Here is a 25,123-nt window from a genome sequence, read left to right as displayed (position 1 = left end):
TCAGGAGAATTATGATGATGATAATCAATAAACGATTTGCCACTGCCGCCTTGGCGCTAACACTGGCCTTGTCCCTGTCGGCTTGTTCTAATATGTCCAAACGTGACCGCAATACCGCAATCGGTGCCGGTGCTGGTGCTGTAGGTGGTGCGGTGTTGACCGGCAGTACGCTGGGGACATTAGGTGGCGCGGCGGTTGGTGGGGTTATCGGGCACCAAGTCAGCAAATAATGTTATCGGTATGATTTGACGTTGCAGGGTGTTAGCTACGCTCACTTACCTGTGTAAGCTCATCGGGATTCGTTTGCTTGCTGCCTACCTGCAACGTCAATTAATTAGGGGAAAACTGATAAATGAAACTGTAAATTATTCTCAGCCACCCGCCAGTTTGACTTTCATCCCTTTGGCTTCGAGCAGTTGCTTAAGAAGATCGCGTTTATCTCCTTGAATTTCAATAATGCCGTCTTTAATCGAGCCACCGCAACCGCACTTCTTCTTCAATTCTGCTGCCAGTTTATCCAGCACCTCATCACTGCCATCAACACCGGTAATCAGGCACACGCCCTTTCCTTTACGACCACTGGTTTGGCGCTGAATACGAACAATACCATCCCCTTTTGGCCGCGCGGGTTTTAGCTCAGGCTCACTGATACGCCCCGAGTCAGTTGAATACACCAAACGGCTATTATAATTCGTCATTATGCCACCTTGCTCAATGATGCCAGAATCTCACCCAGTGTTTTTTCTGGGTCAGGAGATTGGGTGATCGGACGCCCAATAACCATATAATCCACCCCAGCAGAGACGGCTTGCTCAGGAGTCATGATACGGCGCTGATCACCGGCCTCACTGCCCTGCGGGCGAATACCTGGGGTAACCAGTTTAAAATCAGCGCCACAAACCTGCTTGAGGCGCACAGCTTCATGGGCGGAGCACACCACCCCCTCTAAACCGCAATCCCATGTCAGTTTCGCTAACCGTTCGGCATGTTCTGCCGGGCTGATGTTAATACCGATATCACGTAAATCTTCGCCATCCATGCTGGTGAGCACCGTAACAGCAATCAATAGGGGTGCCTGGTGCCCATAAGGCAATAAAGCTTCTTTGGCGGCAGTCATCATGCGTGCACCACCACTGGCGTGGACATTGACCATCCACACCCCAAGCTCAGCTGCCGCACTCACCGCCTTAGCTGTGGTGTTGGGAATGTCGTGAAATTTCAGATCAAGGAAAACCTCAAAACCACGCGCATGCAGATCACGGACCAACTGAGGGCCATATAAGGTAAACATCTCCTTGCCCACTTTTAACCGGCAATCTTGCGGATTAACACGATCAGCAAAGGCTAACGCAGCGTCTTTATTGGCATAGTCCAACGCGACAATGATCGGAGAAGATATCGGGCCACTGTTATTAGTTTTAGTTGCAGACGTCATTTTTAAGCCCTTTTCAGTCAATAAGTAATGATAACGCTCATATTCTACAGGCTGCTCTACTGAAATTACAGCTATCGAGCGACACCAATACTTGCTGTTTATGGGGCGTAATTGCCGCAGAGGGTCAATTTACGTCAAGCAGTGAGATTGTGCTTACCTGCCATTAAGTAAATCTGCTTCAAGAAACGTAAATTATCAATCAAATATTTTGATTTAGATGCTCAGTTGTTTGTGATTCTCATTCAATATTAATGCTGTATCATTCACTCCATCGCCAGACAGTAATTGTCTACTGAATAAGTAAAAAATATCAATTATTCAATATAATAAACTAGAAACTGGAGTTTCACATGAAAAGCATTAAATTCATCGCCCCGGCATTAATTCTGTCTCTCGCATCATTTGCTAGCGTCGCCGCCACTCAAATACAAACTAATCAATCAGCAGGATTGAATGAAGCTGGCGTGATTTCTGCCAGTAATGCAACTACCTTGACCGAGTTAGAAAATGCATTGGCGCAGCAAGCCAAAGCTGCCGGTGCAAAATCTTTCCTGATAACCTCTGCGACCGGCAATAACAAAATGCACGGTACCGCCATTATCTATCGTTAATACCCGTCTCTCCGGTTAACGCTTTATCTCTTTCTAAGAGCGCATTTGCGCTCTTTTTGCCGTGGCTAATGTGAATTTTTTGTGACAGTTGTGTTATCCCCTAGACAGTTTCGCTTCCCTCGCTTAGCTTGGTATTTCCTCCTAAGTTAAAGGTTATATGATGAGCGAAATATCTACCTTAACCATTAAAATCCCTCTGGAATTAAAAGAGAAAATCAAGGCTGCTGCCTTAGAAAAACAGTTTTCCCTGAGTACCGAAGTGTGCGAAAGATTAGAAAAGAGCTTTGAGGTTGATGTTAAAAGTAGTAAAGCCAGCCGCAAAGATGCCAAGTTGCATCAAGGTGAGATTGATAGCCAAGGTGTAGAAGAGATTTCAGAGCAGCCGTTAAGCCAAAAAGAGTTGAAGAAACTGCGACAATTATTGAAAGACGGTGTGAAAGCGCCTCAGAAGAAAAAATAAAGATAACACCACAATACTTCATCAAAAACTATCGGGTGGCTCAGGTCACCCGATGACTGTCGCGATACCTCTGACAATAGAAACGTTTACTGCCCATCCAATCCCCGGATCGGCTTAACCGAAGCCCAGGCTCGGCATGATGGACAGTGCCAGTACAGAGAGTGCGCGGTAAAACCACATTTATGACAGCGATAACGGGGTTTGGTCCGAATCTGTTCTCCTACCATGTCTCGCAGCAACAGCAAGCTCTCTTTCGCTCGCCCTTCTTCTGCATCTGCCAGGTGATAATCCATTAATCGATAGAAAACACGCATGGTGGGATGGCGTTGTAACTGGCGGTTGATATAGGTTTGTGCCACATCACGGCCTTCATGCTGTTCCAGTATTTCGGCCAGCATTAGTTCAGCCGTAGCACCCGTATTATCTTCAACGCAGCGTTTGAGGAAATTCGCCCACGCCTCGGGCTGTTGTAGATGTTGGTAGCAATCGCTCAACATAGGTAATGCCTCGCTGACCACTTCCTTATCCTGCTCCAGCACACGCTCCAGCGCCTCTACGCCTTTGGCATATTCACCCTTGGCAATATGCACCCGACCTTGCATGATGGAGACACGGGCGCACTGCTTATCCGCAATAGCCGCTTTCTTCAGCAACCCCATTGCTTTCTCTAAATCATCACTCCCCATGGCTTGCAGCGCCAGTTCGCAATAGAAATGCGCTATCTCCAGCCGCTGATTATCTTTGCCCATCTTGACCAGTTTTTCCGCCACTTCAATCGCGTTGTTCCAATCACTGGTGGCCTGATGAATAACCAATAACTGCTGTAGTGCCCCGAGCCGGAAATCTTGCTCTTCAACCAATTGATTGAACATATCCTCTGCCCGATCATATAAACCCGCGGCCATATAATCACGACCAAGTTGCTGAATTGCCAGCAATCGTTGTTCAAAGGTCAGAGAAGCACTTTCCATCAACGCCTGATGAATGCGGATAGCACGGTCAACTTCACCACGAGAACGGAACAAATTCCCTAATGTCAGATGCGCTTCAACGGTCGAACTGTCTTCTTTCAACATCTCAAGAAACAGATCAACCGCTTTGTCCTGCTGATTAGAGAGAAGGAAGTTAACCCCTGCCACATATTCACGAGACAGGCGGTTAGCATCCTGTTGCTTATCCTGCTGAGCGCTTCTACGCCCCATATACCAGCCATAGGCGGCAGCGACGGGCAACAGCAGAAACAGCATTTCTAACATAGAAAATTATTCCTTGCTGACAGCAGGTGTGGAAACAGCCGCACTGGATTCAATAGGCTGCTCTTGCTGTGACTCAAGACGTTTAATTTTCCGCTCTGCGCGCCCCAGTAAAATTCGAACTCGCAGATAAAAAAGCCCACAAATAACCCACCCAAGTACCAAGCCCGCCGCAAAAAGCGTTGCCAATAACGTAGATACCCGATATTCGCCCTGAGCCAATAAATAGTTAAAGGTAACGACTTGATCGTTATTTGCCCCTAACGTGACTGAAATCACGAAAATCACCAGTACTAACAAAAAAATCAGCAAATATTTCACGTTTTTTCCTAAAGGCCGAATCAACCTGATGAATTATGCCAAAAATGTGGCGCCCTTACTTGATAAATTAGCACTTCCTTACCCAGCAAAGAAACCCTGCACCAAGATAAAGCGCCGATTGGGCACCTAATTGATATTATTTTAAGCGACTGGGCTGAGAATAATAACTAATCACTCAATTTTCCTCATGCTCACGTTTTTCTATCTCGCGCTGTTCTTGTGGCAAAATGGCTAACGAGCCGAACCAACGTTGTACTAAGCTACACACAATGGCGACCAATAACCCGCTGATAAGTGCTGCGGCTACCAGATCCCGTGGCCAATGCATGCCTAATACCAACCGGCTCATCATGACACCTTGCGCCCATATCATTAGCAAAATGACGGTTTTATAATGTCGCCGTGGCCACAATATGCCTACCGCCAACAATGCCCAACTGGCAGCAAAAACCGTGTGACCTGAGGGGAAAGCAAAGCCAGTTTCAAACTGCCAATGACTGCTCAACCACGGCGGAATAATGGTTTGGCTCTGTAGTTGCTGTTTGACCAACTCACTGCGTTCAGCACGGGGAAGCGAATAGAAAAAGCGATTATCAATATGATGTTCTGCCTCAAGCCAGACGACAAATGGACGAGGTTCTTGTACCTGCTCTTTAATCAGTGATTTTATACCCTGACCGACAAGAATTACGCCACCCATCAGGACCAACAACCCTATCGCGGGCTTAATCCGAAACCGTAGGCACCATAAAAACCAGCAACTGAGCAACGCACTGGTCAAGATTCCCCATGGCGCAGTGACCGTTTCAGTCACCCAGAACACACTTTTCAACCAAACATTATTACTGCCGGGTTGCCACTGCCAACCAGAAAGCCAGATAACAAGGGTGGGTAAGAGTAAGATAAGTGTTCCGACAGTGATTCGTTTCGCTATATTCCACATCTGGGGCCCTTGGTTACACATGATGTCTATATCGTCTTTTCCATGGTGATAGCACGAATTGTACAGCGGCTATAACCACACAGTATAAGTCCCATTAATCATTGATAACACAAACAAAATTATGTTATTACCCAAATATGTTCTCGTCAGACATTTTCTCTTTCCTTTTCGCTGCTTTGTTGAACAGCAGTGAGCCAAAAGTTATGGCAATATAGCTAATAATGATCGCAGAGAAACTTTTTATTTAACCCTATGCCCTAAGATGAAGGGATATAACGGGTTAAAGCGGGTATCCACATCAGGATGCGCGATCACATCCTTAAGGTCTGAAGTTATAATATGAACAGTAAGATGCAGCTTAAACGTGTAGCAGAAGCCAAGTTACCGACGCCTTGGGGTGATTTTTTGATGGTCGGTTTTGAAGAGTTAGCCTCTGGCCATGATCATCTGGCCTTAATATTTGGTGATATCAGTGGTGATAAACCAGTGCTCTCCCGTGTTCATTCTGAGTGCCTGACAGGTGATGCTTTGTTTAGCCTGCGTTGTGACTGTGGTTTTCAGTTAGAAGCCGCATTGGCGCACATTGCCGAAGAGGGGCGCGGTGTGTTGATTTATCATCGTCAGGAAGGCCGTAATATTGGTTTGCTGAATAAGATTCGCGCTTACGCGTTACAGGATAAGGGCTTTGATACTGTGGAAGCTAACCATCAACTCGGATTTGCCGCCGATGAACGTGACTTCACCTTATGCTCAGATATATATAAATTACTGGGCGTCAAAGCCGTGCGCTTGCTAACCAATAACCCGAAGAAGGTTGAGATTCTCTCCGAGGCGGGGATTAATATCGTTGAGCGGGTGCCATTGATTGTCGGGCAAAATCCCAAGAATGAACAGTATATGGCCACCAAAGCGGCCAAAATGGGCCATCTGCTGACCAAATAATTAGCCGCGTTCAAGAACAATAAAGGGTGGTTTCTCAACCACCCTTTTTATCGAACAAGCACCGTAGTGACACTGTCACTAATGGCTGTGCCATTCTAATAACGACAACATTCTAATAACTACAGCATTTTGCGGATAACATAATGCAAAATGCCGCCATTTTCGAAATAAACCAATTCATTACCTGTATCTATACGGCAGTGGGTATCTACCGTTTGTTGCCGCCCGTCAGCATAGGTTATCGTCACCGCCACCTTCTGCCCTGGGGACAGTTTTTGTAACCCACTGACGCTAATGGATTCATCACCCGTCAGCCCCAAAGTTTTTCGATTAACCCCTGCTGGGAACTCGAGGGGCAAAATACCCATCCCAATCAGATTGGAGCGATGAATACGCTCAAATGACTCAGCAATCACTACCCGCACCCCCAGTAATCTTGGACCTTTAGCTGCCCAGTCACGACTCGAACCGGATCCATACTCCTTACCGGCAATCACCGCCAATGGCACATTCTCCTGCTGATAGCGCATAGCAGCATCATAGATAGCCATCTCATTTTGTGACGGAATATGACGAGTGACACCCCCTTCAACCCCCGGGACCATCTCATTACGGATACGGATATTGGCAAACGTCCCACGCATCATCACTTCATGATTACCACGACGGGAACCGTAGGAGTTAAACTCTTTAATCTCGACCCCACGATCACGTAAATAGCGGCCCGCAGGGCTATCAAGCTTGATATTACCGGCGGGAGAAATATGGTCGGTGGTGACAGAATCAGCCAAAATCGCCAAAATACGTGCATGGTGAATATCCTCAACCGGATCAGGCAACGCTTTCATATCACTAAAGAAAGGAGGCAAACGGATGTAGGTGGAATCGCTCTGCCAATCATAGGTTGGTGTGCTATTAACCTGAATCGACTGCCACTCTTCATCGCCATCAAATACGGCGGCATATTCCTTACGGAACATCTCAGTTTTAACCTCTTCGACAGCTTTAGCGATTTCAAATCCGCTAGGCCAGATATCCTTTAGATAAACCGGCTTGCCGTCAGGGTCGTTACCGAGCGCCTCTTGTGCCAAGTTGACATTCAAATTACCGGCCAGAGCATAAGCCACCACCAGCGGCGGCGAAGCCAGCCAGTTGGTTTTTACTAAAGGATGAATGCGCCCTTCGAAGTTTCGGTTACCTGACAGCACCGCACCGACGGTTAAATCCCCGCTTTTGATGGCTTTTTCTATTGGTTCTGGCAATGGGCCAGAGTTACCAATACAGGTAGTACAACCATAGCCCACCAGATTAAAGCCCAAATTATCCAGATAAGCGGTTAATCCGGCGGCGTTGAGATATTCAGTCACCACTTTAGAGCCTGGTGCCAGTGAAGTTTTCACCCATGGTTTGGTTTTTAGCCCCTTTTCTGCCGCTTTTTTAGCTAACAGACCGGCTGCCATCAGTACGCTGGGATTCGAAGTATTAGTGCATGAGGTGATCGCGGCAATCACCACCGCGCCAGATGCCAACTCGTGCGTTTTTCCTTCCAGCGTGAAGCTAACATGGTCAACTTTATCTTTTTTGCTATTAATTTCCAGTTCTTCAAACGCTTTAAAGGCTAAGGGCACTTTGGGTAAAGCGACCCGGTCTTGTGGCCGCTTCGGCCCAGCCATACTCGCTTCCACTGTGCTCAAATCCAATGAGAGCTGACTGGTGAAAATTGGCTCGTCACCAGGATGACGCCACAACCCTTGTGCTTTACTGTAGCCCTCAACCAAGGCTATCTGTTCATCACTGCGGCCACTTAAGCGCATATACCCCAGCGTCACGTCATCCACCGGGAAGAAACCACAGGTAGCACCAAACTCAGGCGACATATTGGCTATAGTCGCGCGATCTGCCAGTGGCAAATCCGCCAGACCATCACCATAAAACTCAACGAATTTGCCTACTACCCCGTGTTTTCGCAGCATTTGCGTTACGGTAAGCACCAAGTCCGTGGCAGTGATCCCTTCACGCATCTTACCGGTCATTTTGAAGCCGACCACATCGGGAATCAGCATTGAGACCGGTTGGCCCAGCATCGCGGCTTCCGCTTCAATCCCACCAACGCCCCAACCGAGTATCCCCAAGCCATTGATCATGGTGGTGTGGGAATCGGTACCCACTAACGTATCGGGGTAAGCGACCTCCCGCCCATCCTGCTGTTCATGCCAAACCGTCTGCCCCAAATACTCAAGGTTAACCTGATGGCAGATCCCGGTACCCGGCGGTACCACACGGAAACGGCTAAAGGCTTTCTGCCCCCAACGCAGGAAGATATAGCGCTCGTGGTTACGTTCCATTTCGAGCCGGACGTTCTCGCCAAAAGCGGCTTTATCGCCAAACTCGTCAACAGTGACGGAATGGTCGATAACCAAATCTACCGGTGACAATGGGTTAACCTGCGCCACATCGCCCCCCAGCCGTTTGACTGCTTCACGCATCGCAGCCAAGTCCACTACCGCCGGTACCCCGGTGAAATCCTGCATTAATACCCGCGCGGGCCGGTAAGCAATCTCCCGGCTGGCATGCCCGGTGAGCTGCCAATCAATAATGGCTTTTAAATCCTCCTCTTGAACCTGTTCGCCATCCAGATGACGCAGTAGATTCTCCAGCAACACTTTCAGTGATTTCGGCAGTCGGTCAATATCCCCCAGCTCTGCCGCCAGTTGCGGCAGGCTGTAGTAGTGATATTCATGATTAAGGGCGACCAATTTGGCCATACTCGTTTTTCGCAAATCTAACGACATAGCGCCTCCATTGTTTCTTATAAGTGCTCTAAAACAGCATTCATCCCAACAAGGCTATTCCCTTGTAATTATGAGGTCTGAATTAAATATAACACAAAGAAACATTAACATTTTGGCAACAATGGCGATTACTGGCAGCGATAGGTGTAAACGATGGTGATGGCCAATCTGTGTCAATTACTCAGATTTATGGACAGGGTTATTTACATTATTGAAACCATAATCGTCCCATTCATAATCATCTTCCTGCTGAGACACTAATCCATCATTTATCTCTTCTATCTCTTCTATCTCTTCTATCTCTTCTATCTCTTCAGGATCTTGAGTTAATTTAACTGAATAACTTTCTAGTTGTTTAAGACCTTTCTCATCATTCTCTATCTCATTTTTAAGAACGCCAGAAAGGTTTGTTATCATTTGTTCAATTTTATTATCACTACACTCAGCTAATTCATTGTTTATATAATGAGTTATTTCATCAAACCCTTTAATAATGGATTGCAATGATTTATTAAAATCATCTGCTTGTTCTTCACGCGCTGCTCGTTCTTCATTCAATCTATTTTCCATTACGCAATAATTACTATCATCCTTATTTATATTTGAAAAGCTCACCGCAATATTTTTTGCCATATCTACATCAGATTGAGTATTTGCCAACACAAAACCATTTAAATTGAATAAATTCATTAGCCAACCTAAAAATTTCTTTATTACCGTTCTGGAGTCCAGAGCCTCTTCTAACACCGTAGGGCATTGAGGGAAAAATTCAATAGAAATTGAAGGTTTTTCATGACTTAATTGACAATCTTTATCAAACAGAAACTCACCCGTCAATTTAAAAAGATTACAGCTCTCTTTACTGTGGATCACCTCATAATGCATCTTCACACCAGATTGACCATTTCTCTCAAAGCAGAAAGTTGGGTTATAACCAGGCGGCAAACCACATTTCAGTGCGTTATCGAAACCTATCATCGTTTCTGCCAGTGGGGTCTCAACCAACGAACTCAGTAAATTGTGCAGGTTTGTGTCATGATAATTTGCAGATGGATTAACCCACCCATGTTTACATAACTCATCTAATACTTTATTAATTCCATTCTTTTTTTCTAAAAAAAACTGTTCTTCACCCATTTTTATATTAAAAATTTCACTTCCGGCATAGACATCATCATGAAATGAAAACACATTAGTTAATGTATTACTTAATAATGGACAAGATGTTGAAGACATATATTCCCCTGAAAGTATTTATAAAAATAACACCATTATTTTCATAAACAAATTAACAGGAGAGGTGACTATTGGCTTTTGAATTTTTACTTATTAGTTCTGTTATGGAAAAGCCATCACGAAAAAGAGATGGCTTTTATTTCTTTATAAATTACTTAGTCGGCAATTTAATGTCTTTAAACATCGCCTCGATATCATCGAGTCGCTCCGCACAAGGCTTAGCGGGGTGTTGAAAGTATGTACCAACGGAATCACACAGGAATTACACAGGTTTTTCGTCGTCCATCGGGTTTGTATACGTTTTGCAAGCATCATCATGGGACAGCCATTCACATAACCCTTGGCACCAGAGATTCCTATGAGGCTGCGATAATGTCTCGTAGTTTATTGATGGTTTACTATCAGCATTCCGGCGAACCACTTGAGACAGTACGCCAGAAGCTCTACTCATGCAGAAAACAGCTCCAATTAACTGCTCTGGTGGGTTATTCCGTGCCGCCTTCCCTACCCCAATCTATGCCAGTTGTAGAGCAACCAGTAAGGGCTGTTGCACCAAAACCAAAGAAAGACAAAGAGAAGCGTTTAACATTGTTAGTTGTTCTGGATGATTACTTAAAAAGTAATAAAAACGATTGGAGGGCCAAGACGCTGGAAGTCAATGAGTCACGCTGTCGCTATTTAATCGATTTTTTAGGGAATAAACTAATAACAGAAATAAGCAAATCTGATGTTTCTGACTTTAAGCAACATTTGGTGGATAGAGGGTTAAGTCCCAATACCTGTAACGACTATTTTATCAAAGCGTCTGGGCTATTTACGTTTGCCTATAAGCAACGAGATTACATCACAAGAAACCCATTTGAAGGAATGCGCTTTAAAAAAGTATCAAATGCTACTGATAAGAGAGGGATACTCCACCTAGAGCATGAGCAAGCACTTAAGGGCTTTCCTGAGCATTCACAGAATTGGTGGTTACTCCAATTGCTTTGGTTCACTGGATGCAGGATAAGCGAGATAACGCAGCTACAGCCAGCCGACTACCGTGTAATTGATGGAGTTGAGTGTATTTCTATAAACGATGAAGGGAATAAAACACTTAAGAATGATGCCTCTAGGCGAACCATACCTATTCATGAAGACTTGCTAAAACTCGGTGTTTTCACTGATAAACCAACATTCACTTATACCCCTGATAGGGCTTCTCAGCTTGTTTCTTCAATCTATACGGGAGTAGGCGTTACAGCCCACAGTTACCGATACGGTATGAGTGACAGACTTAGAAAGTTAAACATTCCTGATTATGTCAGATTTGAAATATTAGGACATGCACACAAGACAACTACCGATAGGATTTATAAATCAGATGATGCAATTCAGCTATTAAAGTCCGCTGTAGATTTAACGTAAAAAAGGCGGGATTGACCCGCCTACTTTATTTGCAGCTGTATATTACTTACCTAAGTGATCTTTAACTTTTTTAGTACCACTTCCGACAGCTTTAACGGCAGCACGTAGCTGTTGTTCTGTTACACCCAGAGCTTTAGTCCAATATTTGACTTCCCAATCTTCACTAAGACTAATAAAATTCTTATCTTGGGGTTGCCTAATGTTTAAGTTATCAGCCATTTATTCGAGTCCAGAGGTACGGGAAAATTCCCATATCCAGCTATACTCTTAGGACATCACTACGTCAAAGACCTTTATCTTTAAATGGTTAATGGATCTGATAATTAAAAAATTAACGTGCTGGGTACGAGGTCATTAAGTCGTTCATTTGCCGTTCGTCATAGCTAGCAATCTTGTTATCTGCTAGTACAGAAAAAACCCCCTCTAAACGCCCTACGTCTGTACTAATATGCACGTCCGCAGGTTTAACAGTTATATGATTAACTGGTGCTTGGTACTGGCTACTAGCTTGGTACGGTGTTGGCTGTAGACTGCTTGCTGTAGGAATCATAGCTTGTGGAGACAGTGAATTAGCATATGGTTGGTATGCTTTCATCCCATCACGCCCAACTTCTGCAATCCATTGTCTAATTCCACCTTTAGTTAGATTTTCTTGATGATTTTTTATGCTATCCGCTCTAATCTCTTCCTGTGAGCGCAAGAATGGAATCTTGCTGACAATCCAACTAATGAGCAAAGTTAGTTTGCCTAAAGCTGTGCCAAATCCCTGAATAAGCGGTTCAACATCACGGAATGCTTTCGCCACCCCTTGACTGCCTCCAATGCTACTTTCTAATGCAAGGGTAAACTTATCACCCAAAGTCTGTGAGGCATTACTAACAGCCAACCCCCACTCTCTCAAACGGGTAAGACTCGCTAACTGTTCGTCAGAGAGCATCTGGCCATTTTTCTTCATATCGATGATGGTTGAGATTACTTCATCACCGTTATTGGCAAAGAGTCCTGATATACGGCTGAGATCATTAACGGTTTCTTCGTAATAGCGCATTTCCTGTGCACTCTTCTTGAGTTGTTTCCCATTAAGCTGCATCTGCACAATGAACTCGGAGCTACTCATTTTAGCGATATCTTTTAGGGTATAACCTAACGGTAGAAAGAGGTCTGACGCTACGTCAGATAGCTCGCCACCGCCTTTTATTTTCCCAGAGCGGCGGTCTATGATTCCTTGACTCACCAACTCGCCTAGTTTTTCTTGAAGGTCTTGGAAGACATTTTCTAAATTGGCATCAATCCCTTTGGTCTGAACGAGTCTCTGAAGCGCCTGTGCTTCGTATGAGTCAGCACCAGCTTTAGTGAGTTTGTTAATCTCTTTAGCTCTATCCACACTGCTAGAAGCACTGCTGTACGCTGCATAAGCACCACCTACAGCGCCAGCGGCAGCATACCCACCCAAGCCCACACCTAACAATGCACCACCACCTTTACGGCCTTCTGCTGCTCTTGTTTTGGCTGTTTCTCGTTTAAGTCTACGAGCCTGTGCCTCTGCTCTGCGGGTGTTAGCGATGAGAAATTTCATCTGCTGATTCATTTCAGATAAATCAAGATTTCCTTTCTTGTACTCATTAGCAAGCTGTTTGGCCTGTGCAATAGCCTTATAACGTTGACCTACCCCCAGTTGTTCCATGCGAGAGATTGAAAATGTTGCGTCTCTGAGGCGCATTGTCCCATTGATTTCTCGCTTGAGGGCTAACTCTGATTGTTTCTTCAACTGTAAACGCCGCTTCTCAGCTAATGCTTGTTCTGCTGTTGCTTTAGTTTGTGCTTGTTGTGCTTTGCCTGTCTGTTCCATTGCTTTAGTCTGCGCTAGAGACGTTTGGAGCCAGTCTTTATGGGGTTTGCCCAGCATGCCTGTACTAAGGCCACCCTGTACTCCAGCACTGCCATATACGCGCTTCATGGCGCTGACTTGGGCCTGCGCTGATTGCTTCGCCATCTTGACACTATTAGCAGCTGCCTTTGGAGAGACGGCATTATCTAAAATACCTGAAGAAGAAGCCTTTAATTTCTTCATCTCGTCTTTAATCTTTTTAAGTGAGGCGTTATCATTCTTCCAGAACACAATGTTTGTTAACTTGGCTGCGGTTATATTAACACTCATATATTTATCTCCTTGTTATTATTTTTCTCAGATAAAATCAGATAAAAAAAATAGCCAGCGGTTTAAGGCTGGCTTTATTACTTAGATTGAACCGGCAATGTGAGTGCGTCCTCCAATGTCATTTTCTGTTCTTTCATGCGCCAGTGAACGGTGCTTTCTGACATACCAAATAACTTACTCAACTGGCGAATATTTAAGACGTTTAATACATCATTGCCAGATATGCGTCGAATGACCCTGTGTGAGCTACCCTCTAAAGTTAATACCATGTTTTATTCCTCTATATAATTCAAATAGTAGATAAATAAGAACGGGGCTTACATAAACCCCGCTCCAGATAAGAATAAGCAGGCATGTAAAGAGGGTAAGTATAAATATAAATACCCTCACACCTAACTTTAAGCTTTAATAGACAAACTGAATGTGGATTGTGGTAGGTTATTTACAGCTAACATGCTGAATTCACTCACAACAGTCCCAAAGCCCCACTCGTTTGGGGGGAGCATATACTGCAAGAACTCGCCTTGCTCACCTACCATAAAGGCTGATTTGATTGCTGGCCCTGCATGGTGAACGTGGACTTTGCTATTACGATTGAATTTCGTAATCATATAGCCACCATTATCTGGCACACCGTATTGGGCGTTTTGTCCGGTGATATCAATAAAGACAATCCCCTTGTATACCCACATCTGATATGCAGGAAGCAACTCAGTATATTGCGATAAGAAGTTGTCTGGACTGAGTGAAGACAAGTTGTAAATCATTGTCTCCATAATTGTCGGGTGGTAGCGGAGTTGGTTACTCAGTTCACCTGAACAGATAATAAACCGCTGCTCAACATTACCATTCTTGCCTTGGCACTGGACTTGAGATTGTTGAATTAAAGAATCCAATTGTTGAGGGACAGATTTACCTACAGCAAAATCAAATTCAACATTTGTTTGAGAACCCCCCTCAAATTCTGTGAAGTAATTCAGGTCACCTTGTCCGGCATATTTAGATTTAGACACACCCCTTAATACGGAATCGCTCAGAATTTTGTCTTTGGTGTTGAAATACTCAATGACTTGTTTTTCTACCAATTCCAGTTTAGCTTGCTGTAACGATTGGTCATTATCAGTACCAGCACGACGGAAGCGCTCAAGGTCTCGTGAAGTTAATTCATCGATAGAAGCATAATAGGGGAGCTGGTATAAATAGTTTGAGAATTGACTACGTTGGATCGTGTTAAAATCGCTGGCATATGGCACATTCTCATTAAATACCTGTTCTGCACGGTCTAATAAGCGGTCTAGGCTAACATTCAATGTATCATGAGTTTCTACACTAAATAAATCCAATGCATTAAACAGACGGTTCGGTACTTTTACTTTCTTATATAGGTCGCCAAGGGAAACGATTTGATCACTTGGATTAGATGGAGCGCGATTAAAAGCCATATTATTTATCTTCCTTATTATTGTTATTGTTTGCTCTGCAAATGCTAAAAGTTCTGTTAACTGTTAGCACTCACGTTAGTGAGCATTGTTATTTTATTTTTATATTTTATTGTTATATTTTTAATCTATTGTGACTGTCTGTTACTGAAGACGGAAACCATCAGCAATAAGTAATGTCTTAGCTTTCGTCAAACCTGCTGCATCTGCTGCCTGTAATACGGCCTCGCGCAACACAACCCCAAAGGCATTTGCGACACGGATTGTCTGTGCTGCGCCTGCTGCATAATCCTCAAGAACAACGTATATTTTTGTTGAGGCAGAGGTAGCTGCTGCGCCTGATGTGGCATCAATGCAAGTTCCTGCATAGGTAATAGCAGGGAGCGTCATGGTGACAAGCTTTTGACAGAAAATGTGGTCTGCCGCATAAGCCAAAATATCATTCTGTCCCAGTGGACTTGTCCCAGTCTGGCCGTATTGTTGTAGTGACATAATTTATTTTCCTTATTGTTATTTGTTATTATTTATTGTTGTATTTCTTAGATAAAGAGTCTTCGAAAGATTTTAGAATATCATTATTGCTTTCGTCTTCTTCTTTGATTTCTACTTCTTCAAGGCTAAGGCTAATACCTGCAATTTCCAGAGCTTTGAGTAGTTCCTCTGTAACGTCAGTTCCACGAGCTTTAAATACTAAAGGTTTATTATAACCAGACGCACTACCACCTTGAATAGACAGTGTGTATGCTAGATGTGGGCCTAATGGAGCTTTTTCATCTTTATCAAAATCAAAGGTTACATCTTTTAATAGTGTTTTGGGTTTCATCTAACCTCAATTTGTTTAATGTTATTGTTTATAGGAACTTTGTTTAGTTCACTTTGAAAGTCATTTGAAACTGATTGAATCGAATATTTTAAATTTTAGAGAATAAATAAATAAACAAGAATTAATCCAATCAATAATAAATGACTTTTAAAGTGTTTGATTGTTACTATTAGAAGATAAGTATCTGAATTAATTGAACCACGGTTTATTGTAGTTAGAAGTTAATAAAAAACCCCACTCCAGATAAGCAGGGTTTCTTACAACACAAACAAACAATAACAAGGAGGAAGTAAACAATGAAATCAGACTATCAGAGGAAATGAACGGAAGAGCGTACATTTATTAAAATCTCTAAAAGTAAAGACCTTAAGAAATGTCACCTACTGGCAATGCGGGTGCTGAAGCCACAAGGATTTATCCAGAAGATGAGGCATTATTTTGTAATTAAAGTGATGGCTTAATTTCTACTTTTAATTAATTTTTTAATAATTCAAGGAGATAATTCTCGGCTATTGTACGTGGTGTGAACTTTAGTTTTAAATCATCCCTCTATAATCTATTATACCATAATTCGGTAGTGGGCTGCAATATATTGTGGTGATTTTCCTTGACTATTTCTTATTTATTTTAATATTCTTCTTATGCAAGAATACCCCCACATTCTAATAACTCTTTTTCAAATTCTTTTACAGCCTGTTCACCACACGTCAATGCGATGTGCTGGACAATGTTAGCTCGTTTTATTAAGTCCTGATGATGTTCAGTGAGATATTGTTCATTACTTAAAATGACATCAGCTAATTGATCGAGTTTCTCATTTGTGTATTCGATTAACGAGAATAGATTGATATCGTCCTTATCAAAATAAGTGAGGTCTAGATAGATACTCTCAAGTTCATTCAAAATTTTATTGGTCTTTTTTACTGCTTTCTTTTGTTTTTGTCTCTTCAGGAAGAACATCATTAGTTTGGTTTCCTTGTTTTTTATTATTGTTATTGTTAACACCGTGTTCGCTACGTCAGAATGCAGTGTTTTAATCGAGTTAGGGTATACCCTGTAGGTATGGGTGTCTTTATAGAGAAGTCTTCTCACAGCTTGCAGTATTGCGTCTGTAGCAAGGGGCTAACATAACTATCATCAAAGCCATTAGTTGAAACTGTGTTTGTACAATAGGTACAAAGGTAATTACTGGGAATAAATAGAGAGAAATCGTAAAGCAGAGAAACAGGGTGAATAGTGAAATTAGATATTTATTAATCAATTCACCTCCTGCTGTTGTTCAATTCTTTTTGATTCCTGTTGGGCTACCCACACCAAATAACCTGCAATTGACCACCCACGAGCATTGCACTGTTTTAGTAGTAGTTGATACTGGTAACTTTCCAATTCTATAATTAATTTCTTCTTCATTTTTATGATCCTCTATTCGTGAACTGGAACCCACATACCAGCCTGATGCTCGTTTAACTCGTACTGGTCGCGCTTATTGAAATATAACCAGCCTAAATGAGGAATGTTTGCATAGTCCCGTTGATAGTAGCCACCCTCAATATGGTCCACAGAGTCTTGAGTGATTTTTAAAGTTCTCTTCCGTTTATTCTTTATGTGCTTTATCTATAAACTGGTCAGTGCATAGTACAAATCATTAGGCTGTTTTATTTGGTTATTTACACAATCGTTATAGCTCTTAACACGTTCAATATTGCATGTACGAATAACACCCCCTATTTAGAATGGTTCAGGTATATGATCACAATTACCAGATTGATGACCTATATCTGGATAATAGTATTGTTTAGGCTCAGGCTTCTTAACAACTGCAACATACTTATAATCTGACCTTGCAAAATCTGGGAGATCGTCTTCATCTTCATTGTGCTTTGGTGAATAAATCTCTATCGGTTTTTCTTTTATCTGTTCTATTTCTTTAATGGCTATTTCTTCTACTTTTAAGCTTTCGTTAACTACTCCATTATCAGAGACTTTGTTAGCCTGTGATTTTGCTTCTATAAAGGCACTTACAGGCTTAGGCGGTACCTTTGCATTGGTTAACTGCTTACCCTGCACTAATGGCTGTTCTGCACGTTCATAACGTGTGCCTTTTAACTGGCCTGTCAGGTCTGTTTTGAATCCTACAACTTCATTGATATCTAAAACATAGTAAATGTTTGAAAGGCCTTTCCGAGATTCTTTCTTAACAAGACCGAGTTCCTCAAGTCCTTTTAAATGTTTACTGATTGTTTTAATCCCAGCACCTAAATCCTCTGCTATTCGCTTTTCACTTGGATAAACAGCACCACCAGTATTCTCTTGAAATGTTAATAAGTAGCCATAAAGAAATTTAAGTGACCAGCCGAATAACTTCCTTTCTCCGTTTATAATAATATGTTGAATAGAGCTAACATCAGTATAGTTTTTAGAAAAGGTTCTTACATTATTGTTGTTGTTCTCTGTCATTGTTTCCCCTATCGTTGGAGTTATCGTTTTTTGTTTTATTCATTGCCTGTTTAATCAAATGTTTTATTGCCGCTGGTCTAGATTTATTCGGGTAGTTATCATCTAACCACTGCACCAGCTCTCGAGGCAGTTCAACTTGCATATTCATGCTCCTAATGAGATTAATTCTTGTTTAGCATCTTCTTGCAATTCTTTTAACTTTTGTTCTAACACGTGCATTTTATAAAGTACGATGGCCTGTGAGTACATATTCCTGCGCGAAGCACTAAGACCAGATCTAGGTTGAATGTAAGTTCGAAGTGCTGAGTATGCGAGTTTCCCTGAAAGGATATCCGCTAATGTTTCTTCTGCGGTATTGCGAACTGTTTGTTTAGTTTTCTTCATTCTTTTTTCCTTTTGTTCAATGCAAAAAGGCCACCTCTATTGGGTGACCTCAGACAATTAATTTATTTTAATTTGACTATCTTTCTAGCTTAGAAACAAACTCTCTTGCTCCTACTATTATAATACATCAGATTTGGAATAATGTCAATATATAAGTCATGTTATTTTTGTTATATGTATCCAGTATTACAATAACAGAAATAGAATCGTTTTACAAGCAGTCTTGCCTCTATCCTTGCATATCAGATAAGGTTATCTATAAGGTTGTAACCTGTCTCTCTGTCATTTAATAAAAGCCACTACTATAAGAGATAATGGCTGAAAGAGTGATACTCACTCGGTTAGAGTGTTCACAGCCATAATAGATAATGTGTTCCAGTAACGCTGTACCAGATACACACACCCAATCTAACTGGAAAGTATGTAATAGGCTTTTAGAAGAACGTTTTTAATAATAAGAAAGGAAATAATAATCTTAAGCCTATAAGAGCTAAAAGAACTAAATAACAAGATCAACACCAGTAAACCATGCAAGATCTTAATATATACATATATTGTGCACCTACGGTAGCTAATAGCTTGCACAGTGTAATGGTTACATCATTGCATAGTGTAAGATTGGTAATGAAGGTTATAAGATGATAGTTAATAAGTTATAGTCTTATCATAACTTTAACTGTTCAGATTATTACCTGTCAGTCTTGTTATCGGTGAGCGGTAGCGAGATAACAACAATAGGCACAGACCTATGGACGAAGTGTTAACTTTAGTCTATAAGGTCATAATATTATACTAAGAGACTAACTATACATTCATTAACATTCATTCCTTAGTCAGTCTTTAACTGATTTAGTTAAATGATTTAGTATTAATGTAGTTATAATCTAGTAGTGGTGATATGGGGGGGTGAAGTGGTTTACTGAATTTGGCCACCTGAACAGAGGTGATATGCTCACCTCAGAACAACACAGGTGCTCCAATGAAAAGAAGAAATTTTAGTCCTGAATTCAAACGCGAATCCGCTCAGTTGGTTGTCGATCAAAACTACACCGTCTCTGATGCCGCTAAGGCTATGGATGTCGGTCTTTCCACGATGACAAAATGGGCCAAGCAACTGCGTGAAGAGCGTCAGGGCAAAACACCAAAATCCTCTCCGATAACACCGGAACAAATCGAAATACGTGAGCTGAAGAAAAAGCTACAACGTATTGAAATGGAAAACGAAATATTAAAAAAGGCTACCGCGCTCTTGATGTCAGACTCCCTGAACAGTTCTCGATAATCGGGAAACTCAGAGCGCGTTATCCTGTGGCCACTCTCTGCCATGTGTTTGGGGTTCATCGCAGCAGCTATAAATACTGGAAAAACCGTCCTGAAAAACCAGACGGCAGACGGGCTGTGTTACGAAGTCAGGTACTTGAGCTACATGGCATCAGCCACGGTTCGGCCGGAGCAAGAAGCATCGCCACAATGGCAACGCAGAGAGGCTACCAGATGGGGCGCTGGCTTGCTGGCAGGCTCATGAAAGAACTGGGGCTGGTCAGTTGCCAGCAGGCGACTCACCGGTATAAGCGTGGCGGTCATGAACACGTTGCTATCCCGAATCACCTTGAGCGACAGTTCGCCGTAACAGAGCCAAACCTGGTGTGGTGCGGTGATGTGACCTATATCTGGACAGGCAAACGTTGGGCATACCTCGCTGTTGTTCTCGATCTGTTTGCAAGAAAGCCAGTGGGCTGGGCAATGTCGTTCTCGCCGGACAGTAGACTCACCATGAAAGCACTGGAAATGGCATGGGAAACTCGGGGTAAGCCCGCAGGAGTGATGTTCCACAGCGATCAGGGCAGTCATTATACGAGCAGGCAGTTCCGGCAGTTACTGTGGCGCTACCGGATCAGACAGAGTATGAGCCGGCGTGGAAACTGTTGGGATAATAGCCCAATGGAACGCTTCTTCCGGAGTCTGAAAAACGAATGGGTGCCAGTGACAGGTTACGTAAGCTTCAGCGATGCGACTCACGCCATAACGGACTATATCGTTGGATATTACAGCGCACTCAGGCCGCACGAATATAACGGTGGGTTGCCACCAAACGAATCAGAAAATCGATACTGGAAAAACTCTAACGCGGTGGCCAGTTTTTGTTGACCACTTCAGGGGAACCACCTCTCCCCCCGTAGGGATGACTACCTAACCCCCATGAGGGGAGAACCGACCTCTCCCTATGGAGGGTGATCCTATATTATCTAGTCTTACTTAGTATCTTTAATGTTATTCAAAGAATTATACACTCCTGCCCCAACACAGATTTCATAACGAAAGAATAAGTAGCACAGTGAACTAACACTTCATCACCGGATGATAAACCATCAATAATGCTATCTTGTTGATCTATGTATCTCTGCATGAATTTATTCTTAGTCTTCTCTGCAATATAGAGACGCGCTTGCTTAAATTTACCTTTTGAGTTTTTTAGTTCAATAACAGGTTTTCCAAATGCCGATATGGATATGGTTTCAACTTTACCTTGAATAGATGCTGATAATTTATTAAGTTTCTTTTGCATAGAGTACTCATTTTTATCATACCCACTTTGCATATCCTCAACACTAAAACGAGGCGAAATATCATCTAACTTTTGAGCAAGTTTCATTGATATATCGTCTTCATTTGTATGCTCACATTGCTTACTACCTGCCACATTCCCCAGCATATTCTCAAATATTGTAAGTAGCATATAAAGATCAGGGCTAGTTATATCAGGCTCACAACTCGTAGATACATCCGGCACAAGTAATAATTTAGAAGTATCTATTTTAAATTTTAGACCTGCAAAAGCAGTTGAAGATAAAATGATATAGCATATTCCGCTCAGGAACATAATTTTGAGTCTATCTTTGCCCATATACTTAATTCCCTATAAATATTAGGTATTAAATATAGCTTATATCCCCATATAATTGGTACTAAATAAACGGATGCAAATCACAATTATCTAGACAAGATTTCATGACGAAATCCTCTACTAGCCCCGCCCTATCTGACCTACAGTATTACGCAGGAATAAAGGTACTAAACGGGATTACCCCTTAGCCCTCAAAAACCATACAAAAACTCACTGCGACAACATTTTTTTATTTGATTATCATTATTGTTTGTTGTTGATATGCATTCTCATATTTAACACATGACAAAGAGGTGTTTAGATGTTATGTCTAAGTCACACATTGGTATTCTGTGATATAGAAAACATGTGTAATCATTGACTATCCCATCATTTAGATTAAACTGACTTCATACTAAACATTCTGTGACTTAGAAAACCCAGTAAACAAAAGGAAGTGGCTAGATGAACCTCGTTGATGCAGTAAAAACCAGCAAACAATCTGAACAGATAGGAGAACTACTCCTAAAGCATGGCAATCAAACCTATGCTGACATCTGGAACTTTGGCCTACAGGTAGCCTTACGTATCTCTGACCTGCTATCTCTGACTTATGCAGACGTACAAGGGGACAGGTTGGTTATCATTGAAGGGAAGACCAGCAAGCCTCGTCACATCGTGCTAAACACCAAGGCTAAAGCCATCGTAGAGCGCCGCAAAGCTGATAACCCTACTCATGTATATCTATTTGAAGTCTCTACTAATAGAGCCAAAGGGAAGCCTATAAGTAGGGAGAACGTATCTAGAAAATTCAAAGAGATAGGTGAGATTATAGGTATTGCTTTAGGCACTCACAGCATGAGGAAAACGAGAGGATGGGTAATGTACAACTCAGGGATAAATATAGAAACCATCGCCAAGGTGCTTAACCACACCAGTCCAGCTACCACTATGCGTTATATCGGTTTAGACCAACAAACAGTTGATAATACCTACACTTCCTTCATCATCTAATCACCCATGCTAGCACCTTGCTTTACCCTTCATTAGCCCCGCTTGAGGGGCTTAGTCATACACACCTACAGCCTCACTCCATCGTTGCTCATAGAGCCTCCTACACGCTGTAAACAGCACACACATATCATTGTGAATATTTTGATATTACTAATGCGAATGATTCGCGTCTGTGGTGAAGTGCTTAGCACCGAGGACATCAAGACGATATTTTTCTTATCTTAAAAACAGGAAATAGCCCCTTTTAAAAGAGGCCAGAATGGAGGGAGTTATCGATGATGTTTTTTACTTTTATTAATAGCTAAATTAAACATTTCTCTAATTTCTTTGAATTCACCAATCTCAACCTTCATAATGTTTGCACTACTACCGCTTACAACTTGAGATGGTAGTCTTCTGGCTCTAACATCATGTATATCTTTTCCTGGACTAAGGGAGTAAACGATTAAAAAACCCTCAAGCATAAGGTAATATATAGCAACTTTTTCTATATTACTTCTATCCATTCTAAAGTTCATCATGACGCATTTGATCAGGTCGTCAGAGATATTATTAGAACTATCGATCACTCTAACAACAGATAGCCTCACAAAATGATCGATTTTTAAGCTATTGCCTCGCCCAAGTTTCATTCTGTTATTTATAATGCAAAACTTTAAAAGATCTTCAAACTCGCCACCTAAAGCGATACTTTTAAAATTATCATGACTAGTCAGTGATGCTCTCCATAATATACTTATGAAATACAGATAAAATCTCTTGTAATCAAAACCATTTATTGTAATCCGATCGTCCTGCTTAATTACATTTTTCGAAGTTCTAAATATTTTAGTACCATAAGATTCATATTTGACACTAAGAAACTGTTCGCACTCTGTGCAAAGTAGTTTTTCTTTTGGGTCTGAATTACTGAGTCGAGGTTCTATCTCATCACTATCAACAATAATGAGTAATTGGTTTGATTCTCTTTTAAGACGCTTATAGTAACTACGTGGGATTATATGCGAGTTTTGCAATACAGCACTTTTACCACACAATTTGCACTCTTCTAAAAGCTCCATTGTTTCCCCAATGTGGTGGATTAAACCTGCGTTCTAATGAAATGTGAAACAGAGGGGGTTGATCCCCTCCTCTGTTGAGTCTAAGCTCACGGCGGAAAGTTACACATAACTTACACGCAATTCACACATAGTGAGCGACCACGATTTTTAGAGGCAGATGTAAGCTGTTGATTTAGTTATTACTTAGTCGGCAGTTTTATATCTTTAAACATCGCCTCGATATCATCATTAGAACGCAAGGCAACCGCTTTATCCACCACATCACGGGTCAGATGTGGGGCGAAACGCAGAATAAAGTCATACATATAACTGCGCAGGAAAGTGCTGCGGCGGAAACCAATTTTCGTGGTGCTGTAGGTAAAGATATCACGGGCATCAACTATCACCAGATCAGGATCTTGGATCGGATCAACTGCCATACTGGCGATAACCCCCACACCCAACCCTAATCGCACATAGGTTTTAATCACATCGGCATCTGTCGCGGTAAACACAATGCGCGGTGTCAGACCAGCACGATTAAACGCAGTATCCAGCTCAGAACGGCCAGTAAAACCAAAGGTATAAGTCACAATCGGGTATGCTGCCAGCTCTTCAATGCTGACGTGGGTTTTACCTGCTAAAGGATGATCAGGCTTGACTACCACAGCACGGTTCCAGTGATAGCACGGCAACATAATCAGGTCGTCATATAAATGCAGCGCCTCAGTGGCGATAGCAAAATCAGCGCTCCCTTTAGAAACCGCTTCGGCTATTTGGGTCGGCGAGCCTTGATGCATATGGAGCGACACACGCGGGTAGCGCTCGATAAAACCTTTAATCACATTCGGCAATGCATAACGCGCCTGAGTATGGGTAGTGGCTACATACAGCGAACCTTTATCAGGATAGGTATGTTCACCGGCAACGGCTTTGATAGCATCTACTTTGGACAAGACTTCACGGGCAATACGGATGATTTCCAGCCCTGCGGGGGTCACCTGCGTGAGATGTTTGCCACTGCGGGCAAAAATTTGGATACCCAGCTCATCTTCCAGCATTCGGACCTGCTTACTGATCCCCGGCTGCGAGGTATACAGTCCTTCTGCGGTGGACGATACGTTAAGGTTGTGATTGACCACCTCAACAATATAACGGAGCTGCTGCAATTTCATATCGATACCATCCTAGGTTGAACACTGTGGGAACGCCACAGTTTGGTATATCGGTATCACCCGGTATGCCGAGAAGTTATTAACTAAAACCCGTAAACTGCATGGTGCGAAGCTGGTCAGTATTGACCTTATAATAACATTAGGTGATAAGAAAATATTTTATATAACTACTATATCATTTCATCGCTAACTGTATATACCCTTCTTACTTGGTATTACAGTACATCAGCCTAAAAATAATAGTATTTTTTGATAAATGCAGACAGTAGCCAAAGTGTAATAACTTTAGCGGATTAACTAAGACTATAAAGCACTTGAGTAGATTAGCCCAATAAAAAAACCAGCCATT

General features: G+C 42.3%; 27 protein-coding genes. 7 read left to right on the top strand and 20 right to left on the bottom strand.

Going from position 1 to position 25,123, the window contains the following annotated elements; all coding sequences use genetic code 11:
* Positions 1-14 precede the first annotated feature (14 nt).
* Positions 15-230: an osmotically-inducible lipoprotein OsmB gene (gene osmB, locus Q2T72_RS11015; protein WP_083158894.1), complete on the top strand. Its 216-nt coding sequence runs from the start codon at positions 15-17 to the stop codon at positions 228-230.
* A gap of 141 nt (positions 231-371) precedes the next feature.
* On the opposite strand, the gene yciH is transcribed toward osmB, so the two are convergent.
* Both yciH and pyrF read right to left on the bottom strand, forming a co-directional pair.
* The gene (yciH, locus tag Q2T72_RS11010) at positions 372-698 is read right to left on the bottom strand and encodes a stress response translation initiation inhibitor YciH (protein WP_083158895.1); all 327 of its coding nucleotides are present in this window, start codon (positions 696-698) and stop codon (positions 372-374) included.
* Positions 698-1,435, bottom strand: a complete 738-nt coding sequence (gene pyrF / locus Q2T72_RS11005) for an orotidine-5'-phosphate decarboxylase (RefSeq protein WP_372569161.1) — start codon at positions 1,433-1,435, stop codon at positions 698-700. The genes yciH and pyrF overlap by 1 nt, the downstream gene beginning before the upstream one ends.
* Positions 1,436-1,785: 350 nt before the next feature.
* On the opposite strand from pyrF, the gene Q2T72_RS11000 reads away from it, so the two are divergent.
* Positions 1,786-2,046 (top strand): YdgH/BhsA/McbA-like domain containing protein, encoded by a 261-nt coding sequence (locus tag Q2T72_RS11000; RefSeq protein WP_083158897.1) that lies wholly within the window; start codon positions 1,786-1,788, stop codon positions 2,044-2,046.
* A gap of 160 nt (positions 2,047-2,206) precedes the next feature.
* Positions 2,207-2,506, top strand: coding sequence for a hypothetical protein (locus Q2T72_RS10995; RefSeq protein WP_193784662.1), 300 nt, complete (start codon positions 2,207-2,209; stop codon positions 2,504-2,506).
* 86 nt (positions 2,507-2,592) lie between these two features.
* On the opposite strand, the gene lapB is transcribed toward Q2T72_RS10995, so the two are convergent.
* From lapB to pgpB, 3 genes are all read right to left on the bottom strand, one after another.
* Positions 2,593-3,762: a lipopolysaccharide assembly protein LapB gene (gene lapB / locus Q2T72_RS10990; protein WP_083158899.1), complete on the bottom strand. Its 1,170-nt coding sequence runs from the start codon at positions 3,760-3,762 to the stop codon at positions 2,593-2,595.
* 6 nt (positions 3,763-3,768) lie between these two features.
* On the bottom strand, positions 3,769-4,080 hold the full coding sequence (locus Q2T72_RS10985; RefSeq protein WP_005191595.1) for a LapA family protein: 312 nt from the start codon (positions 4,078-4,080) through the stop codon (positions 3,769-3,771).
* A gap of 175 nt (positions 4,081-4,255) precedes the next feature.
* Positions 4,256-5,023 (bottom strand): phosphatidylglycerophosphatase B, encoded by a 768-nt coding sequence (gene pgpB, locus Q2T72_RS10980; protein ID WP_083158900.1) that lies wholly within the window; start codon positions 5,021-5,023, stop codon positions 4,256-4,258.
* A gap of 351 nt (positions 5,024-5,374) precedes the next feature.
* Here pgpB and ribA point away from each other — a divergent pair, with 351 nt between their 5' ends.
* A complete protein-coding gene (gene ribA / locus Q2T72_RS10975) occupies positions 5,375-5,965 on the top strand; it encodes a GTP cyclohydrolase II (protein ID WP_083163652.1) in 591 nt (196 codons plus the stop codon).
* A gap of 119 nt (positions 5,966-6,084) precedes the next feature.
* Here the strand turns inward: ribA and acnA are convergent, their stop codons facing one another.
* A complete protein-coding gene (acnA, locus tag Q2T72_RS10970; protein ID WP_372569160.1) occupies positions 6,085-8,757 on the bottom strand; it encodes an aconitate hydratase AcnA in 2,673 nt (890 codons plus the stop codon).
* Positions 8,758-8,934: 177 nt separating this feature from the next.
* Positions 8,935-9,993 (bottom strand): hypothetical protein, encoded by a 1,059-nt coding sequence (locus Q2T72_RS10965; RefSeq protein ID WP_372569159.1) that lies wholly within the window; start codon positions 9,991-9,993, stop codon positions 8,935-8,937.
* A 372-nt stretch (positions 9,994-10,365) separates the two neighbouring features.
* Between Q2T72_RS10965 and Q2T72_RS10960 the strand changes: the two genes are divergently transcribed.
* On the top strand, positions 10,366-11,400 hold the full coding sequence (locus Q2T72_RS10960; RefSeq protein WP_372569158.1) for a phage integrase SAM-like domain-containing protein: 1,035 nt from the start codon (positions 10,366-10,368) through the stop codon (positions 11,398-11,400).
* Positions 11,401-11,442: 42 nt separating this feature from the next.
* On the opposite strand, the gene Q2T72_RS10955 is transcribed toward Q2T72_RS10960, so the two are convergent.
* The 10 genes from Q2T72_RS10955 to Q2T72_RS10910 all read right to left on the bottom strand — a co-directional run bounded on the left by Q2T72_RS10955 (position 11,443) and on the right by Q2T72_RS10910 (position 18,661).
* Complete coding sequence (locus tag Q2T72_RS10955; RefSeq protein WP_071843375.1) at positions 11,443-11,619, bottom strand: DUF3606 domain-containing protein; 177 nt, start codon at positions 11,617-11,619, stop codon at positions 11,443-11,445.
* Positions 11,620-11,731: 112 nt separating this feature from the next.
* On the bottom strand, positions 11,732-13,558 hold the full coding sequence (locus Q2T72_RS10950) for a hypothetical protein (RefSeq protein WP_372569157.1): 1,827 nt from the start codon (positions 13,556-13,558) through the stop codon (positions 11,732-11,734).
* A 398-nt stretch (positions 13,559-13,956) separates the two neighbouring features.
* Positions 13,957-15,000: a major capsid protein gene (locus tag Q2T72_RS10945; protein ID WP_372569156.1), complete on the bottom strand. Its 1,044-nt coding sequence runs from the start codon at positions 14,998-15,000 to the stop codon at positions 13,957-13,959.
* 141 nt (positions 15,001-15,141) lie between these two features.
* Positions 15,142-15,489 (bottom strand): hypothetical protein, encoded by a 348-nt coding sequence (locus tag Q2T72_RS10940; protein ID WP_372569155.1) that lies wholly within the window; start codon positions 15,487-15,489, stop codon positions 15,142-15,144.
* A gap of 28 nt (positions 15,490-15,517) precedes the next feature.
* Entirely contained in the window at positions 15,518-15,820 is a 303-nt protein-coding gene (locus tag Q2T72_RS10935; RefSeq protein ID WP_372569154.1) for a hypothetical protein, read from the bottom strand.
* A 639-nt stretch (positions 15,821-16,459) separates the two neighbouring features.
* Positions 16,460-16,783 (bottom strand): hypothetical protein, encoded by a 324-nt coding sequence (locus Q2T72_RS10930; RefSeq protein WP_372569153.1) that lies wholly within the window; start codon positions 16,781-16,783, stop codon positions 16,460-16,462.
* Positions 16,784-17,077: 294 nt separating this feature from the next.
* Positions 17,078-17,230, bottom strand: a complete 153-nt coding sequence (locus Q2T72_RS10925) for a hypothetical protein (protein ID WP_372569152.1) — start codon at positions 17,228-17,230, stop codon at positions 17,078-17,080.
* Positions 17,231-17,548: 318 nt separating this feature from the next.
* Positions 17,549-18,277, bottom strand: a complete 729-nt coding sequence (locus Q2T72_RS10920) for a helix-turn-helix domain-containing protein (RefSeq protein ID WP_372569151.1) — start codon at positions 18,275-18,277, stop codon at positions 17,549-17,551.
* Entirely contained in the window at positions 18,255-18,419 is a 165-nt protein-coding gene (locus Q2T72_RS10915; RefSeq protein WP_372569149.1) for a hypothetical protein, read from the bottom strand. Before Q2T72_RS10915 ends, Q2T72_RS10920 begins: the two co-directional genes overlap by 23 nt.
* A gap of 2 nt (positions 18,420-18,421) precedes the next feature.
* Entirely contained in the window at positions 18,422-18,661 is a 240-nt protein-coding gene (locus Q2T72_RS10910; RefSeq protein WP_099461774.1) for a hypothetical protein, read from the bottom strand.
* A 979-nt stretch (positions 18,662-19,640) separates the two neighbouring features.
* On the opposite strand from Q2T72_RS10910, the gene Q2T72_RS10905 reads away from it, so the two are divergent.
* Positions 19,641-20,809 (top strand): IS3 family transposase gene (locus Q2T72_RS10905; RefSeq protein WP_372568609.1). Its coding sequence is split into 2 segments (ribosomal slippage): positions 19,641-19,890 and positions 19,890-20,809, totalling 1,170 coding nucleotides; the frame shifts between segments, so codons are not numbered across the junction.
* A 127-nt stretch (positions 20,810-20,936) separates the two neighbouring features.
* Here the strand turns inward: Q2T72_RS10905 and Q2T72_RS10900 are convergent.
* Positions 20,937-21,566 (bottom strand): hypothetical protein, encoded by a 630-nt coding sequence (locus tag Q2T72_RS10900; protein WP_050120131.1) that lies wholly within the window; start codon positions 21,564-21,566, stop codon positions 20,937-20,939.
* Between the two features lie 444 nt (positions 21,567-22,010).
* Between Q2T72_RS10900 and Q2T72_RS10895 the strand changes: the two genes are divergently transcribed.
* On the top strand, positions 22,011-22,559 hold the full coding sequence (locus tag Q2T72_RS10895) for a tyrosine-type recombinase/integrase (protein ID WP_372569148.1): 549 nt from the start codon (positions 22,011-22,013) through the stop codon (positions 22,557-22,559).
* Between the two features lie 269 nt (positions 22,560-22,828).
* On the opposite strand, the gene Q2T72_RS10890 is transcribed toward Q2T72_RS10895, so the two are convergent.
* Positions 22,829-23,620 carry a hypothetical protein gene (locus tag Q2T72_RS10890; protein ID WP_372569147.1) on the bottom strand — a complete coding sequence of 264 codons (792 nt, stop codon included), beginning with the start codon at positions 23,618-23,620 and terminating at the stop codon, positions 22,829-22,831.
* Positions 23,621-23,799: 179 nt separating this feature from the next.
* Complete coding sequence (gene cysB, locus Q2T72_RS10885) at positions 23,800-24,774, bottom strand: HTH-type transcriptional regulator CysB (protein WP_005191584.1); 975 nt, start codon at positions 24,772-24,774, stop codon at positions 23,800-23,802.
* Positions 24,775-25,123: the final 349 nt, after the last annotated feature.

This window comes from Yersinia sp. 2466 StPb PI, assembly GCF_041538325.1.
GTDB lineage: Bacteria > Pseudomonadota > Gammaproteobacteria > Enterobacterales > Enterobacteriaceae > Yersinia > Yersinia enterocolitica_E.
This window is presented reverse-complemented; position numbering and strand designations above follow the sequence as displayed.

Coding starts and splice junctions, on each gene's coding strand:
- Q2T72_RS10890 (WP_372569147.1), bottom strand. CDS start 23,620: ATGGAGCTTTTAGAAGAGTGCAAATTGTGTGGTAAAAGTGCTGTATTG.
- ribA (WP_083163652.1), top strand. CDS start 5,375: ATGCAGCTTAAACGTGTAGCAGAAGCCAAGTTACCGACGCCTTGGGGT.
- osmB (WP_083158894.1), top strand. CDS start 15: ATGATGATAATCAATAAACGATTTGCCACTGCCGCCTTGGCGCTAACA.
- Q2T72_RS10945 (WP_372569156.1), bottom strand. CDS start 15,000: ATGGCTTTTAATCGCGCTCCATCTAATCCAAGTGATCAAATCGTTTCC.
- Q2T72_RS10940 (WP_372569155.1), bottom strand. CDS start 15,489: ATGTCACTACAACAATACGGCCAGACTGGGACAAGTCCACTGGGACAG.
- yciH (WP_083158895.1), bottom strand. CDS start 698: ATGACGAATTATAATAGCCGTTTGGTGTATTCAACTGACTCGGGGCGT.
- Q2T72_RS10915 (WP_372569149.1), bottom strand. CDS start 18,419: ATGCAAGTTGAACTGCCTCGAGAGCTGGTGCAGTGGTTAGATGATAAC.
- cysB (WP_005191584.1), bottom strand. CDS start 24,774: ATGAAATTGCAGCAGCTCCGTTATATTGTTGAGGTGGTCAATCACAAC.
- Q2T72_RS10960 (WP_372569158.1), top strand. CDS start 10,366: ATGTCTCGTAGTTTATTGATGGTTTACTATCAGCATTCCGGCGAACCA.
- Q2T72_RS10930 (WP_372569153.1), bottom strand. CDS start 16,783: ATGATGTTCTTCCTGAAGAGACAAAAACAAAAGAAAGCAGTAAAAAAG.
- Q2T72_RS10955 (WP_071843375.1), bottom strand. CDS start 11,619: ATGGCTGATAACTTAAACATTAGGCAACCCCAAGATAAGAATTTTATT.
- Q2T72_RS10920 (WP_372569151.1), bottom strand. CDS start 18,277: ATGACAGAGAACAACAACAATAATGTAAGAACCTTTTCTAAAAACTAT.
- Q2T72_RS10935 (WP_372569154.1), bottom strand. CDS start 15,820: ATGAAACCCAAAACACTATTAAAAGATGTAACCTTTGATTTTGATAAA.
- Q2T72_RS10925 (WP_372569152.1), bottom strand. CDS start 17,230: ATGAAGAAGAAATTAATTATAGAATTGGAAAGTTACCAGTATCAACTA.
- pgpB (WP_083158900.1), bottom strand. CDS start 5,023: ATGTGGAATATAGCGAAACGAATCACTGTCGGAACACTTATCTTACTC.
- Q2T72_RS10895 (WP_372569148.1), top strand. CDS start 22,011: ATGAACCTCGTTGATGCAGTAAAAACCAGCAAACAATCTGAACAGATA.
- Q2T72_RS10965 (WP_372569159.1), bottom strand. CDS start 9,993: ATGTCTTCAACATCTTGTCCATTATTAAGTAATACATTAACTAATGTG.
- Q2T72_RS10950 (WP_372569157.1), bottom strand. CDS start 13,558: ATGAGTGTTAATATAACCGCAGCCAAGTTAACAAACATTGTGTTCTGG.
- Q2T72_RS10900 (WP_050120131.1), bottom strand. CDS start 21,566: ATGGGCAAAGATAGACTCAAAATTATGTTCCTGAGCGGAATATGCTAT.
- Q2T72_RS10995 (WP_193784662.1), top strand. CDS start 2,207: ATGAGCGAAATATCTACCTTAACCATTAAAATCCCTCTGGAATTAAAA.
- lapB (WP_083158899.1), bottom strand. CDS start 3,762: ATGTTAGAAATGCTGTTTCTGCTGTTGCCCGTCGCTGCCGCCTATGGC.
- Q2T72_RS11000 (WP_083158897.1), top strand. CDS start 1,786: ATGAAAAGCATTAAATTCATCGCCCCGGCATTAATTCTGTCTCTCGCA.
- pyrF (WP_372569161.1), bottom strand. CDS start 1,435: ATGACGTCTGCAACTAAAACTAATAACAGTGGCCCGATATCTTCTCCG.
- Q2T72_RS10910 (WP_099461774.1), bottom strand. CDS start 18,661: ATGAAGAAAACTAAACAAACAGTTCGCAATACCGCAGAAGAAACATTA.
- acnA (WP_372569160.1), bottom strand. CDS start 8,757: ATGTCGTTAGATTTGCGAAAAACGAGTATGGCCAAATTGGTCGCCCTT.